This window comes from Chryseobacterium sp. FG46, assembly GCF_057809135.1.
Genome location: NZ_JBMDJJ010000009.1, coordinates 151,007 through 165,812 on the forward strand (window position 1 = coordinate 151,007; position 14,806 = coordinate 165,812).

The 14,806-nt window shown below is 36.4% G+C and carries 12 protein-coding genes; 4 read left to right on the forward strand and 8 right to left on the reverse strand.

The genetic code is table 11. The annotated features are described in order from the left end of the window. Positions 1–41 precede the first annotated feature (41 nt). Entirely contained in the window at positions 42–1,853 is a 1,812-nt protein-coding gene (locus tag ACODR7_RS09225) for a TonB-dependent receptor plug domain-containing protein (RefSeq protein ID WP_488838756.1), read from the reverse strand. Between the two features lie 633 nt (positions 1,854–2,486). On the opposite strand from ACODR7_RS09225, the gene uvrA reads away from it, so the two are divergent. From uvrA to ACODR7_RS09240, 3 genes are all read left to right on the forward strand, one after another. Beyond that, the gene (gene uvrA / locus ACODR7_RS09230) at positions 2,487–5,279 is read left to right on the forward strand and encodes an excinuclease ABC subunit UvrA (protein ID WP_488838757.1); all 2,793 of its coding nucleotides are present in this window, start codon (positions 2,487–2,489) and stop codon (positions 5,277–5,279) included. A gap of 77 nt (positions 5,280–5,356) precedes the next feature. Next, complete coding sequence (locus ACODR7_RS09235) at positions 5,357–6,124, forward strand: methyltransferase domain-containing protein (protein ID WP_488838758.1); 768 nt, start codon at positions 5,357–5,359, stop codon at positions 6,122–6,124. Positions 6,125–6,370: 246 nt separating this feature from the next. Next, a complete protein-coding gene (locus ACODR7_RS09240) occupies positions 6,371–7,141 on the forward strand; it encodes an alpha/beta hydrolase (protein ID WP_488838759.1) in 771 nt (256 codons plus the stop codon). A gap of 316 nt (positions 7,142–7,457) precedes the next feature. Here the strand turns inward: ACODR7_RS09240 and ACODR7_RS09245 are convergent, their stop codons facing one another. Beyond that, complete coding sequence (locus ACODR7_RS09245) at positions 7,458–8,159, reverse strand: MarR family winged helix-turn-helix transcriptional regulator (protein WP_488838760.1); 702 nt, start codon at positions 8,157–8,159, stop codon at positions 7,458–7,460. Positions 8,160–8,241: 82 nt separating this feature from the next. On the opposite strand from ACODR7_RS09245, the gene ACODR7_RS09250 reads away from it, so the two are divergent. Beyond that, entirely contained in the window at positions 8,242–8,529 is a 288-nt protein-coding gene (locus ACODR7_RS09250) for a hypothetical protein (RefSeq protein WP_076597378.1), read from the forward strand. Positions 8,530–8,577: 48 nt separating this feature from the next. Here the strand turns inward: ACODR7_RS09250 and ACODR7_RS09255 are convergent, their stop codons facing one another. The 6 genes from ACODR7_RS09255 to ACODR7_RS09280 all read right to left on the reverse strand — a co-directional run. Next, the gene (locus ACODR7_RS09255; protein WP_488838761.1) at positions 8,578–8,949 is read right to left on the reverse strand and encodes a response regulator; all 372 of its coding nucleotides are present in this window, start codon (positions 8,947–8,949) and stop codon (positions 8,578–8,580) included. Between the two features lie 19 nt (positions 8,950–8,968). Further along, positions 8,969–9,538: a chemotaxis protein CheB gene (locus ACODR7_RS09260; protein ID WP_488838762.1), complete on the reverse strand. Its 570-nt coding sequence runs from the start codon at positions 9,536–9,538 to the stop codon at positions 8,969–8,971. Positions 9,539–9,549: 11 nt separating this feature from the next. Continuing rightward, positions 9,550–10,380, reverse strand: coding sequence for a CheR family methyltransferase (locus tag ACODR7_RS09265; protein WP_488838763.1), 831 nt, complete (start codon positions 10,378–10,380; stop codon positions 9,550–9,552). After that, positions 10,381–10,746: a response regulator gene (locus ACODR7_RS09270; RefSeq protein ID WP_488838764.1), complete on the reverse strand. Its 366-nt coding sequence runs from the start codon at positions 10,744–10,746 to the stop codon at positions 10,381–10,383. A 15-nt stretch (positions 10,747–10,761) separates the two neighbouring features. Beyond that, positions 10,762–14,370: a response regulator gene (locus ACODR7_RS09275; protein ID WP_488838765.1), complete on the reverse strand. Its 3,609-nt coding sequence runs from the start codon at positions 14,368–14,370 to the stop codon at positions 10,762–10,764. Positions 14,371–14,375: 5 nt separating this feature from the next. Beyond that, a partial coding sequence (locus ACODR7_RS09280) for a sensor histidine kinase (RefSeq protein ID WP_488838766.1) occupies positions 14,376–14,806 on the reverse strand: 431 nt, incomplete at its 5' end.

Genomic DNA, 14,806 nt, shown 5'->3' on the forward strand with positions numbered 1-14,806 from the left:
CAATTTGTTAATATTAACTTTCATTAATATTAAATTAACACCTACTTAATATTAATAGTATAAGAAAACCCGAGGTGGAACCATCTTTGCGGCATTCCGACACCAAATGCCTCCGTATATTTTGTATTCGTTACATTGTTAATCAATACATAAACCGAATAATCTTTCTTGGCAAAGCTCAGCTTCTCATCTACAAGATTATAGGTTCCCAGATTGACTCTTTCATTGTAACGGTAAACAAGCTCATTGGTAAAGTTTTTCAGGAATTTTACTTCTAATTTGGAAACAAACTGATGTTTCAGATTGTCCAGGATATATCGAGAAACCAAGCCCGCTTTTTCTTCATATTTGCTGTCAATATAAGTATATCCAACGGTATATTTTAACCAGTCTGCAGGTCTATGGCTCCACTCTGCTTCTATTCCTTTCGTTTTAATATTTCCCACATTCTGAGCAAACCATACTTTATCACTCAGCTCCTTTTTCACCCAGTCAATGGAATTGTTGGAATTCCTCAGGAAACCACTGATTTTAGCCAAAATTCTGTTGTTCTGGTACTGATATCCTACCTCGGATGAAACTGCATTTTCAGGAAGCAAATCAGGATTTCCATGTTCCGTGGGACTTACATAATACAGTTCGGTAAATGTTGGTATACGGTGTACTTTTGCAATATTTCCGTAGATTTTATTATTAGAATTAAAGTTATATCCTACATCAAGCCCCGGATAGAAAAAATTTCCTTCTTTAGAATAATTAGCCCATGAAATTCCAGGACTGATGTTCAGTTTTTTGTCCAGTAATGAAAAATGATGTTCAAAGAAAACCTGAGAAACAAAACGATTTCTGTTTCCTAAATTACTGCTCGCCAAAAGTTCTTTTCTAAGCTCAACTCCAATTCCGGTTGTTCCCAATCCCCACTGGTAACTGGAATTTACTTCTCCACCCACATTATTTCCGATGTGCATATTTCGGTAAAAAATAGGGTTCCATCTGTCATAAACGTACATATCCTGTCCTCTTCTCCAGTATACATTGGAGCTAAGCTTCAGCTTTCCAAAAGTCTGCTGATGAGCTACACTTACGATAGAAGCTTGTGTTTCCTCATATTGTTTTGTAGCAGCACTGGAAGCATAAAAACCATTGGCCCCGAATTTCTTTTCTGAAAAACCAGCCTGTACTCTTACATCTCCGTTTTTGATATTCAGTTTTCCCTGATAAAATACATTTCTGATCTCATAGTCCGTATTGAACATATAGCCTTCTGAAGAAGCAGAATTCGCCTGAAGAGAGTTCGTGAACTTCTCATTTCCAATCTGCGCATTAAATCCAAGACCATACGTGCTGTAATCTCCGCCCTCTGCACTGATTTTCACTTTCTTCCCTGGTGTAGTCCTGGTAATAATATTAATAACACCGGCATAAGCATTCTGTCCGAAACGTCTTGCTGCCGGGCCTTTTATGATCTCTATCTTTTCTACGTCATCAAGATCTACCGGAATATTCATATTATTATGTCCGGTCTGGGAATCATTCATCCTGATTCCGTTCAACAACAGCAGAACCTGCTCAAAAGAACTTCCACGAAAACCGATATCACTCTGCACCCCATTAGCTCCTCTCCTTCTGATATCCATCCCTGGCACCTGCTGAAGAATTTCATCGATACTTTTAGCCGGAGAATTTACAATGTCTTCTCTGGTGATAACACTGATGTTCTGATTAGCGCTTTTATAAGGTGTAGAGATAAATTTTCCCTGAAATTCAATGCTTTCAATATCTGTTGTCTTTTCCTGTGCATTTACCCAAAGTAAAGTTCCCAGAAAAAAAGCACTTCCTATCTTTTTGATCATAACCGTTTTCGTAGTTTTTTTAACAGAGTCCAAAAGTAAGGGAGTTCACCAAGACAGGCAAATGATAGTTGTCATAAAAAAAGATGCAGCGTAATGCTGCATCTGTGTGAGGGAGTAATTCTATCTTTTTCTCATTAAATGTGTAACTAGATCTCTGAATAATTTTCTCATTTCTATATTACATATTTACGGCTACAATTTTAAATAATTTTACAACATAAAACAATAGTTAAATAAAAAAACACAACATATTTCAAAAATCCACATAAAACACTGTAAAATAAACAGTAAAACAAAATTAAGTCCACAAAAAACATTCATTTTTATCATTTATCTACAGGTCTATTTCTTTTTTCGACTTCTTATTTCATGTTGATAATAACAATTTTTAACAATAAGATAAGCGTAAATTTTTCGCTAAAATTTCGTAATTTTGTGGGTCTTAATTTTACGATGAAAGTATTCTATTTCAACAGTAATTTTTGTCCGCATTTATAGAAATGCAGCAACAGGTTTCGGATGAATTCAGAATAGATGTAAAAGTTCAATTGATACCGGCCGCAGAATATTTGTAGCCAAACACCATTACTGGCAGCCTTAATGCTGTACAGTCTTTATATGAATAAACAAAATATGGCTAACACAACAGAAATAGATATAAAAAAACAGATTTTCGTTAAGAATGCCCATCTTAATAATCTGAAACATATAGACGTCCTGATTCCGAAGAATAAGCTTATTGTTATTACAGGAGTTTCAGGAAGTGGTAAGTCCTCTTTGGCCTTTGATACTATTTATGCAGAAGGACAGAGAAGATATGTTGAAAGCTTAAGTTCTTATGCCCGTCAGTTTTTGGGAAAATTAGAAAAACCAAAAGTAGATGATATCAAAGGACTTGCCCCTTCTATTGCCATTCAGCAGAAAGTAATTTCTTCCAATCCTCGTTCTACAGTGGGAACTTCTACAGAGATTTACGATTATATGAAACTCTTGTTTGCAAGGATTGGGAAAACCTTTTCACCGGTTTCGGGAGAAGAAGTGAAAAAAGATTCGGTTTCTGATGTAATTGACTTCATCAAGGCATCAAAAAAAGATACTTCATTTCTATTGACCGCTCCTTTGGAATATGACATTAATAATTTTAAAGAAACATTAAATGTTTTAAAACTGGCCGGTTTCACGAGACTTGAAATCAATGGAAATGTAGCCGGGATTGAAGATCTTGAAAGTTTTGGTTTTGCTCCGGAAAAAGGAATGACGATTAACCTTATAATCGACCGTTTCTCGTACGAAGAAGACGAAAGCTTTTTACAAAGACTTGCAGACTCAATTCAAATGGCATTCTATGAAGGACGCGGATATTGTTCATTAAAAAATACCGATACTGAAAAAGTAAAAGAATTCTCTAATAAGTTCGAACTGGACGGTATGGAATTCCTTGAACCCAACGTTCATTTTTTCAGCTTCAATAACCCATACGGAGCATGCCCGGCATGTGAAGGATACGGAAAAGTAATCGGGATTGATGAAGATCTTGTAGTTCCCAATAAAACGCTTTCTATCTATGAAGATGCTGTTGTCTGCTGGAGAGGAGAAACGATGAGTGAATGGAAAAAAGATTTCATCAAAAAAGCAGGTGACTTCCCTATCCACAAACCTTATCATCAATTAACAAAAGAACAGAAAAACTTTCTTTGGAAAGGTGACGGAAAGAGTAACTTCCCATGCATCAATAATTTCTTCAAAATGCTTGAAGAAAACCTTTATAAAATCCAGTACAGAGTAATGCTTTCCCGCTACAGAGGAAAAACACTTTGCCCTACATGTGAAGGATTGAGACTTCGTGAAGAAACAAGCTGGGTAAAAGTTGACGGACATAATATTCAGTCGATGATCGAACTGCCTTTGGATGAACTCGCTCCGGTAATTAACGGATTAAAACTTTCAGATCATGACAAAGAAGTAGCCAAAAGACTGATCTACGAAATCACTACCCGCCTTGAGTTTTTATTAAAAGTAGGATTAGGATATTTAACATTAAACAGAACATCGAATACCCTGTCGGGAGGAGAAAGTCAGAGAATCAACCTGGCAACAAGCTTAGGAAGTTCTTTGGTAGGGTCTATTTACATCCTGGATGAGCCTTCTATCGGGCTGCATTCTAAAGATACGGAAAACCTCATCGAAGTATTGAAAAATCTTCGTGACCTTGGAAACACCGTCATAGTAGTGGAACACGATGAGGATGTGATGAGAGCGGCAGACTATATTATTGATATTGGCCCGGAAGCGGGTTATCTTGGCGGTGAACTGGTATTTGCCGGAGATTATAAGGATCTGAAAAAAGCAAGCACGCTTACTTCAGAATATCTTACCGGAAGACTTAAAATAGAAGTTCCGAAGAAAAGAAGAAAAGGAAAAGAATGGATTCACATTAAAGGAGCCCGTCAGAATAACCTTAAAAATATCGATGTAGACGTTCCTTTGGAAAGTCTGGTAGTCATTTCCGGAGTTTCAGGAAGTGGAAAATCTACTTTGATGAAAGAAATTCTTACCAATGACATCCAGATCCAGCTTGGAATGGGTGGTAAAAAAGGAGATTATGACTCTGTAGAATTCCCGAAGAAACTAATCAAAAATATTGAACTGATTGATCAGAACCCGATTGGAAAATCATCACGTTCAAACCCTGTAACTTACTTAAAAGCTTACGATGACATCCGTGATCTTTTTGCCAAGCAGAAAGTCGCTAAAATGATGGGTTACAAGCCTAAACATTTCTCTTTCAACGTAGATGGCGGAAGATGTGATGAATGTAAAGGAGAAGGGGTAATCAACGTTTCCATGCAGTTTATGGCAGACATTGAACTTGAATGTGAAGTTTGTAAAGGAACACGATTCAAAAATGAGATCCTTGAAGTAAGATTTGATGAGAAAAACATCTCTGATATTCTTCATATGACCGTAGATGAAGCGTTGGAGTTCTTTAAAGAGAATAATGAAGAGAAAATCGTAACGAAGTTGAGACCTTTACAGGAAGTAGGTTTAGGCTACTTACAACTGGGACAAAGCTCTTCTACCCTTTCCGGTGGTGAGGCGCAGCGTGTGAAACTGGCTTCATTCCTTGTAAAGGGGGTTACAACAGATAAAACGTTATTCATCTTTGATGAGCCTTCCACAGGGCTTCACTTCCATGATATTCAGAAATTACTGAAATCATTACAGGCATTGATTGATCTTGGACATTCGGTGATTGTTATTGAACATCAGCCTGATATCATCAAATGTGCAGATTATATTATTGATATTGGCCCGGAAGCTGGAAAACACGGCGGAGAAGTTGTATTTGCAGGAACACCTGAAGATCTGACTAAAAATAAAAAGTCCTATACGGCAAAATACATCAAAGAAAAACTGGAACAATAAATACAATCGGCTGTTTTAAAACAGCCGATTTTTTATTGAGATTTTCTATATTTATTAAAATTACAAAATTATTCTTTATGCCCTGGAATCCCGAATTATACGATCAGTACAAAGATGTACGCTACAAGCCTTTTTATGATCTAGCAGCATTGATTAAGCCCGGAAACAATATAAAAGCTATTGACTTAGGCTGTGGAACCGGAGAACAGACCTCTATCCTTACGGAAAAACTGACAGGTTCCACATTCTTAGGAATTGATTCATCATCAGAAATGCTTGAAAAATCGAAGAAGTATGAAAATAAAAACCTTCATTTTAAGCTTCAGTCTATTGAAGAAACAGCACAGTCTGACCAGAAATGGGATCTTGTGTTCAGTAATGCCGCTTTACAATGGGCTGATGATCACCAAGCCTTATTTCCTAAAATTATTGGATTGCTTTCACAAAAAGGACAATTAGCCATACAAATGCCTGTTCAGAAAGAAAATATTCTCAATCAGATTCTTACAGAAATGGCAGATGAAGAACCTTACGTATCCCAGTTAAATCATTTCAACCGTGATTCTCCGGTGCTTTCAATGGATGATTATGCCCAGATATTATTTGATAACGGAATTCAGGATATTGAAATATTTCAGAAGGTATACCCTATTATTGCAGATGATTCCGAGGCTTTATACACCTTTATTTCCGGAACAGCATTGTTACCTTATTTAGAACGTCTTAAAAAGGAACAGAAAGAAAATTTCATTTCAGAATTTAAATCACGCATCGCAAAAAGATTTACAAAATATCCGGCCATCTATGCATTTAAGCGCATCCTGATGTATGGCTGTAAGAAATAAGTTTTTCATCTGAGAAACCAGAAACGCTGCCAGATCTGCAGCACAGACATCTTCACCTTTGCAGTCTGTAAGATTTATTTCCGTTGGAAAGAGTTTCCCTGTAAGATGAATCAGCGATAATAATTTTGATGGCAGCCTTAAACAGAACCTGCATTAAAAAGCTAAATAAAGGAAGATGATTTTCCTCACCGGAACTAACTCCTATATTGGCAGATGAACTAAATTCCGGATTATAAAAAACAAATCATGAAATACTCTCAAGTCATTATTTTCGCCATTCCTCTCTTCATATTCAACTGTTCCGTACAAAAGAAAAATACTGGAAATAATGATTATGAAGTAAAGCTGGATACATTAACCTTATTTGACCAGAGCAGAAACCGGAAGATTCCTGTTGCTTTTTACCATCCTAAAACTGCTAAAAAGATCCTACATCAGCCAGTTGTTATCTTCAGTCATGGATATGGAGCCAACAAAGGTGGAGATTATTTTGTATATTCTTATTTAACAGAAAAACTGGCTTCAAAAGGCTATTTTACAGTAAGCATTCAACATGAACTTACAACAGACAGTCTTTTACCAACCGAAGGAAATTTGCAGATTGTAAGAAGACCTTTCTGGCAAAGTGGTTCTGATAACATTCTATTTGTACTGAATGAACTTAAAAAGACTCACCCGGAGCTGGATTATTCACATCTGACTCTTATAGGCCATTCTAACGGAGGGGATATGGCAGCATTATTCACCAATCAGCATCCTAACCTGGTATATAAACTGATTACAATGGATAACCGCAGAATGTTTCTGCCGAGAACTTCCCTTCCCAGGATTTACACGTTACGCTCCAATGATTACCCTGCTGATGAAGGAGTTCTGCCTGATGAAGAGAACCGGAATAAGTACCATATCACCGTACAGCCTACGCAGATCAATCATGCACATATGGACAATAAAGGAACTGATGAAGAGAAAAAAACCTTGAATGATTTTGTTTTACAATACCTTTCTGAACAATGATTTCAGAAAACCCGATAAGTTATCCACATTTTTTTGTGGATAACTTGTGAATTTTAACATTAAATTCATATTTCGTATTAAAATTATTACTACATTTACTATGTAATAAACATCGAAGTGGAAACTTTATTTGCTTTTCTTACTACTCTTGAAATTGCAATTAAATTTGAAATAAAAATTTAAGCACAGCATTGTCGGCTGTGCTTTTTATTGTTGTCTAATTAAAAAAATGAGATGTATTTATCTACTGGATCTGCCTCTAAAGGGCAGATTCTTTTATTCAGGTAGTTTTGCAAATAGTACTTGTAAGAATTTGCTATGAATTTTCAAATGCATATTCGTCATAAACAGTGTTAATAAGCTGATCTGCGTTGATGTTTCGCGAAAAAATAGGATAATGAAAACGATCCAGTTTATTGAGAATACGAATCAGATCCATCTTCTCTTTATGGTTAAGATTTCCTGCCACAATGTTGGTAGCCTGCCGGATCTTCTCCATTTGTTTTTCAAGGGTTAACAACCCTCTTTCAGAAATACGGATTAATTTGCTTCGCTTATCCAGATCAGAATCTGTTTGCTCAACAAGCCCCTGACGCAATAGTCTTGTAATGATAAGCATACCTACCGGTTTATCATGAATATTCTTTTTAATAAGGGCCATTTTGGTCATTTCACCAAATGCCTTCAAATTGATTAAATAAATAAAGTCTTCCTGGGTAGAAAATTCAGAATCTGATATCGCAGATTTTGAGTAAGTTTTTGCATATCGGTTAAGATGAACAAGTAATGTATTGATTGCACTTTCCGGTGTTCTTCCATTTTCTTTACCTTCCCAATAAGGCTCATCAAAAGTATCAGTCTGTTGAGTGGTCTCCTGATCAGAAATCCAGGTCTTAAAGCCTTCTATTGTAGCAGGATAGACATCAGGATATATATTAGCTTCTGATTCAAATTGCTCGAGGAGCGTCATAAAATCTTTAATAAGGGCAAAATTCATGTTGATTAAAATAGTATACAAATATACCTTATTTTATTATAATGTTAAGTATTTCCCCTTATACGGTATAACATTTGTACTTTAAAGTATAATTATCAATAGTATGGATGAAACAAAAATAGAATTATTGGATCTGATTAATGATAAGCATTTAATAGATGAATATTTTAATTTCAAAATAAAGAGGGAATTGAATATTGACATTGATCTTAGTTCTGAATATATTACTGCACATAATATAGTTTCAAAAAAATTAATTCTTGTGCAGACATTCTCGAATACGATAATGGACAACCCGCAGTTATATCTTTTATTACGCTCTTTAATTCATAATATCAACAGCTATTATCTGACAAAAAATGAAATCATTTCTACTCTGAAAAATCAATAATCCCTCAAAATTTGAGAGATTATTGATGCCTGAAAAAGTATATGGTATTTATACCTGCTCTTTTATATGTTTTGCCACCATTTCTTCAAGGTCATCCAGATTGAAAGGTTTTGATACATAATCATCTGCCTGTGCTTCGGAAGCTAAAGCCGCGATATCATTATTTGCAGTAACATAGATGACAGGAATATGATTAAATTCTTCACTGCTTTTAAGAAGTTTTGTAGCTTCTACTCCTCCTATTTTCGGAATCCAGTTATCCATCAGAATAACATCAGGATGATATTTTGCTACTTTCTCCAGAATGTCATGTGAAGTTTCTGAAATCTTAACTTCGTAGCCATTCTCTTCAAATATGATGGTAATCACTTCCAAAATAGCAGCATCATCATCAAAAATTAAAATTTTCTTTTTGTTCATATTATTTAGGTTATTCTTATTACAATTGATTGATATAATCTGCCAAATTATCTGGTCTGATAATGAGATCATAATTAATTTCTTCTACGGCATGTTTGGGCATATATTCTACTTCTGCCGTGGCAGGATCCTGAATCCACACCTGTCCGTTATTTTTTTTGATATAGCACAAGCCTTCTACTCCATCAGCATTGGCACCTGATAAAAGGATTCCGGTCATATGTTCTCCAAAAATTTCCCCTGCAGATCTGAAGGTAACATCTATGGAAGGGCGGGAATAATTCATTTTTTCTGAGCTGTCCAATGACATATTTTTCTTATTTTCAAACAGCAAATGATAATCAGCCGGCACGATATATAAGGTATTGTTATTTATTTCAGTTTTATCTTCTACTTCTATCACTGGTATTTTAGTAAACTGCTGTAATAAAGTCCGCAAAATATCTCCGGATTGGGCTTTGCGGTGAAGGACAATCACTATGGGGATTTTCAGAGCATCATCAAGATTTTTGATCATTTCAATAATGACCTGTAAACTTCCTGCCGATCCTCCTATAACAATGAGTTCAATGTTCGTCTGTGATTTCATAGCAGTACTTATTAGTGATGATCAAGCTTTTTCCAGATTTTCTGATCTTCCACCTGGTGATACTTCTTTTCAATGGTAGAAAACCTAAGTGTTTCTTTAGCACCAAGAGCCAGAAAACCTAAATTTTCCAGACTGTTGTCAAAAAGGTTAAATACTCTTTCCTGTAGTTCTCTATCAAAATAAATCAGAACATTTCTGCAGATAATCAGCTGAAAGCTATTGAAAGAACTGTCTGACACAAGATTATGAGTAGATAAGATAAGTTTTTCCTGTAAGCTTTTATCAAATTTTACGCTGTCATAATTCGCCGTATAATAATCAGAAAAATCACTTTTTCCACCCGAAAGCATATAATTTTCGGAGTATAATTTCATCTGCTGTAGCGGAAAAACTCCCGCTCTGGCCGTCTCAAGAACAGCAGGGTTTAAATCAGTACCATAGATAAGGGATTTATGATAAAGACCTGCTTCTTTCAGCAAAATAGCAATAGAGTATGCTTCTTCCCCCGTGGAGCATCCTGCAATCCAGATCCTGATCAAAGGATAGGTTCCTAATTGAGGCAAAATTTTCTCCCTTAATGCTTTAAAAAAAGAAGGATCGCGAAACATTTCTGTGACATTTACTGTAACTTCCTCTACAAAACGTTTTAAATATTCGGCATCATTCATAATGGTATATCTCAGTTCCGCGAAGCTGGTAAACCGGTCTAAAAGGCATATACGATTCACCCTTCTTTTAAACGAAGCCCTGCTATAACCGGAAAAGTCATAGCCATACATCTCATAAACATCGTTGATCAGATATTCTACTTCTTTATCTTTTATGATACTTGGTTCCAGCATCTATGAAAGTTTTTCTATTGCCATTATTAAAAGGTCCACATCAATGGGTTTCGAAACATAATCATCAGCCCCTACCTCAATACATTTCTGACGGTCTTCAGGCATTGCCTGTGCGGTAACGGCAACAACGGGAATATCTTTGATTTCAGGGGTGTTTCTTATAATCCTTACCGCTTCATAGCCATCTATTCCAGGCATCATCATATCCATCAGTACCACTGAAAACTGAGGATCAGCCTTTAGCATATCTAAAGCTTCCTGAGCCATAGTACAGGTTTCAACCGCATATCCACGAGCCTTAAGGGTTAGCTTCAATGCGAATATATTGCGTGGATCATCATCCACAATTAAAATTTTCTTATTCATCAGAATTTTATCTGTTTAACTTTCATATAACCAAACGCGAAGAAGCGACAATAGCTGATCAATATCCACGGGTTTTGAGATATAATCCGAAGCACCGGCTGTAATACATTTCTCGCGCTCTCCAATCATTGATTTTGCAGTTACGGCTATGATAGGAAGCTTTCTAAATGCCGGCATTTTTCTTATCTGCTTTATGGTTTCATAGCCATCCATTTCCGGCATCATCATATCCATTAAGATCACATCTATATCAGGATTGTGATGAATTTGCTCAAGGGCATGCTTTCCATCCATGGCTACAATCACTTCCACCTTATATTTTTCCAGGGCTTTGGTTAAAGAAAAGATATTACGGACATCATCATCCGTAATGAGTACTTTTTTACCACTCAGCACTTCGGTGAGAGATCCCAACATTCTGCCTGTGGTATTTTCTGAGGAATTATTTTTTTCTTCCACCAAATGCAGGAACAACCCTACTTCATCTAAAATTCTCTGGTATGAATGTGCTGTTTTTACAACAATTGAATCTGCATACTGTTTTATTTTAAGCTCTTCTTCTTTAGATAAATGGTGTTCTGTAAAAATGATAATAGGAAGATTTTCCAGCCCTTCATGACTTTTGATTGATTCTATTACATGATAATCATTTCCTTTTGAGCTTCCGATATCCAGAATAACGCAGTCAACAAGATCCGAAGTCAGAGCTTTTACACTATCTTCCACCGTATGTTCTACTGATAAAGAGATATTGAAATTGCTCAGGAAATAAGACAATGCACTGGCATGCTTGGCGTTTTCTTCTACAATCAGTACTTTTTGAGATCCTTTTTTTAAGGCTTCTTCGATTTTTCTGAATACATCAGTCATTTTATCCAGCGCTACCGGCTTGTTAATAAAGTCTACAGCACCTTTCATCAGGCTTTCCTTTTTAAGATGAAGGACAGACATCATATGAACCGGAATATGTTTGATATAAGGATCTGATTTCAGTTCGTCCATTACCTCCCAACCATCTTTTACAGGAAGCTGAACATCCAATAGAATGGCATGTGGGTGGTACTTCTGAGCTGCTGAAAGACCATAATCTCCTCTCACTACAACAACTCCTTTATAGTTTTGCAAATGAGCATATTTCAATAAGGCTTTAGCAAAATTGATATCATCTTCAATAATTAAAATAACCTTATCCCCTTCCTGAATATTTTCTCTGTCATCCGCCACATCATCAGGAACCTCAAGGGTATTTAACGGAGTGGTTTTTTCTTCTCCATCATCAAGTATATTTTGGATTTCTTCCACATCTTCACGTATCACTTCTACAAGATCCTGATCTGTCTCAGAATGAGCAATTTCCGTTACGGCATGTACAGGAATGATAAAACTGAACTCACTTCCTTTGTCTAGCTCACTTTTCAGAGCAAGCTCACCTCCCAGAAGCCTGGCAATTTCACGGCTGATTGATAAACCAAGGCCTGTCCCTCCAAATTTTCGTTTGGTAGAACCATCTGCCTGCTGGAATGCTTCAAAGATGATCTTTTGCTTATCTTCTGCAATCCCAACACCTGTATCTTTAACTGAAAATATTATGAAATCAGGTTTTTCAGAATGTTTTTTGATGTGTAAATCTATGCTTCCTTTTGTGGTAAATTTTAAAGCATTGGACAATAGATTTCTTAAGACCTGATCAATTCTAAGACGGTCACTTTCGATAACATCCTGAACGTCTGCTTCAATTTCAATATTGAACGGAAGGGCTTTCTCCTGAAAGACAGGGTTAAAAAGACTCTTTAGATCTTGTACCACTTCTTCGATAATCACCTCCTGATATTCAAGAGTCATCTTACCGGATTCTATTTTTGCAAGATCCAGAATTTCATCAATAAGGGTTAATAAACTGGTTCCGGAACTATGAATTACTTTTGCAGATTCTACTTGATCTTCATTGAGGTTTTCATCCGGATTTTCCGTCATTAATCGTGATAAAAGAAGGATTGAATTCAGCGGAGTTCTCAATTCATGAGACATATTGGCTAAAAACTCAGATTTGTATTTGGTACTTAATGCCAGCTCCTCTACCTTCTTCTGAATCTCATTATTACGTTCAGCAATCAAATGATTTTTCTCTTCCAGCAATCTGGAACGTTCTTCCAGTTCTGCATTAGCCTGCATCAGTTCTTCCTGCTGTACTTTGAGCTCTTCTTCCGAAGCCTGAAGTTTCTGTGTTTGTGCTTCAAGTTCGGTATTCAGATTTTCAAGTTCAGAGTGCTGAACCTGCAGTTCTTCAGACTGTGCCTGGGTTTCTTCCAGTAACTGTTGTTCTTTTTCCCGGCCTTTTGCAGCACTCAGGGCAATTCCTATATTAACGCAACATTCTTCAAAATAACTTATTCTGTCTTCATCAAAGTTAGAAGTGGAGCCAAGTTCAAGAACTCCGATTATATGACCGTCTGCAAAGAGTGGAAGCAGTATAATTCCATAAATTTTAATCGTACTGCTGGCAAAAGTCACTACAAAATCATCTTCATGAAGATTATTGTAAACCTGTGTTTTAGTTTTAACAAAAGCCTGTCCCACCATTCCTTCTCCAGGCTCAAAAGATTTTTTCATATTGGATTCCAGTCCGTAAGCTTTATTAAGCTTTAACAGGCCTTCATCATATAAATACAGCGAACCGTTAATACAGTTTCCATATTCAATCAATTGCATTAAAGCTTTATCAGAAACTTCCTGCACCGATTTATTTCCTACCAGTGATTCATTCAGCAAAGCAAGACCTTTCTGACGCCAGTCGCTTTTATTAATTTTATCAAAGGAGGTTTTGAGAGATTCTGTCATATTATTCAGAGATTCAACAAGGTCTCCGAGATCATCCTGAGCATTATCCACTACTTTTTCACTGTAATCACCGTTAGCTACTCTGTTGGCAATTTTTTGAATAGCACTTACACGACGCATTGTTTCTTCATCCTTCTCCTTAAGCATTTTTTCCAGTTTATCTCTTCGGATAAGATCTGCACGCATTTTTATATAGAAAAATGTAGTTACAACAACTGCAGCAATTGCGGAAAAAATGATAAACAGAACCGTTGTCCCGGATGAACGGTTAAGATCCTTATTTTTAATTTGCAGCTGTCTTTCTTCGTATTGTACAAAATCATTAACAATTTTCCGGGATTGATCCATATAGGCCTTGCCTTCAATAATCTGCTGTTGAGTCATTATAATACCTCTTCGTCTGTTCTCAACCAAATGCTTCAGATTATCCATTACCCGATCCACTGCAGCTTTCAGACCGGCAAGTCTTTGTAATTGATTCTGATCATTGATACCCAAAGATTCAGCGCGTATCAAAGCTTCAGGATATTCTCTCAATCCCCTTTTATAGGGTTCAAGAAAGTCTTCTCTCCCGGTAAGCTGATAACCTCTGTTTCCGGTTTCTGCATCCAGTAAAGCAACCAGCACATCTTTCACTGCTGTTACAGAACGTCTGCTTTTAGAAAGATTCTCCCTATGATTCATCTGGTTCTGGATACTCCAATAGGAAGCCAGTGAACTTGCGATTAAAATCAAAAGTGAAAGACCTACTCCAAACTGAAGATTTCGTATTATTTTTTTGGGCATTAAAATTAATTTAGGGGTAATGTAAAATAAAAAGTAGAGCCTTCATCTAGAATGCTGGAAACGCCAACACTTCCATGGTGCTGCTTGATGATTTCAGAACAAATGAACAATCCGATCCCCATACCCTGAAACTGCAATGAAGATTCTTCTACACGATAGAATTTCTTAAATACAGCATCCTGTTTAAAATCAGGAATTCCAATCCCAAAGTCGGTTACATTCACTCGTACTTCCTCCGCTTCCTTGTCTACAAAAGTGGTAACTATAACCTGATTGTTATCCGGTGAATATTTAATGGCATTTGTGAGAAAATTAATGAGAACCTGCTCTATACGGATCTCATCTAAAGGAATTAAAATATCAGGTTTTGTTCCATGACGCTCAATTTTCACTTCGCGCTGATCATGAGTTTGCAATATTGTTTCAATAGCATTAT

Bases quoted from the DNA above. Each gene is read 5' to 3' on its own strand.
- ACODR7_RS09260 (WP_488838762.1), bottom strand. From the start codon at position 9,538: ATGAAATCACAGACGAACATTGAACTCATTGTTATAGGAGGATCGGCA.
- uvrA (WP_488838757.1), top strand. From the start codon at position 2,487: ATGGCTAACACAACAGAAATAGATATAAAAAAACAGATTTTCGTTAAG.
- ACODR7_RS09265 (WP_488838763.1), bottom strand. From the start codon at position 10,380: ATGCTGGAACCAAGTATCATAAAAGATAAAGAAGTAGAATATCTGATC.
- ACODR7_RS09225 (WP_488838756.1), bottom strand. From the start codon at position 1,853: ATGATCAAAAAGATAGGAAGTGCTTTTTTTCTGGGAACTTTACTTTGG.
- ACODR7_RS09270 (WP_488838764.1), bottom strand. From the start codon at position 10,746: ATGAATAAGAAAATTTTAATTGTGGATGATGATCCACGCAATATATTC.
- ACODR7_RS09275 (WP_488838765.1), bottom strand. From the start codon at position 14,370: ATGCCCAAAAAAATAATACGAAATCTTCAGTTTGGAGTAGGTCTTTCA.
- ACODR7_RS09240 (WP_488838759.1), top strand. From the start codon at position 6,371: ATGAAATACTCTCAAGTCATTATTTTCGCCATTCCTCTCTTCATATTC.
- ACODR7_RS09250 (WP_076597378.1), top strand. From the start codon at position 8,242: ATGGATGAAACAAAAATAGAATTATTGGATCTGATTAATGATAAGCAT.
- ACODR7_RS09255 (WP_488838761.1), bottom strand. From the start codon at position 8,949: ATGAACAAAAAGAAAATTTTAATTTTTGATGATGATGCTGCTATTTTG.
- ACODR7_RS09235 (WP_488838758.1), top strand. From the start codon at position 5,357: ATGCCCTGGAATCCCGAATTATACGATCAGTACAAAGATGTACGCTAC.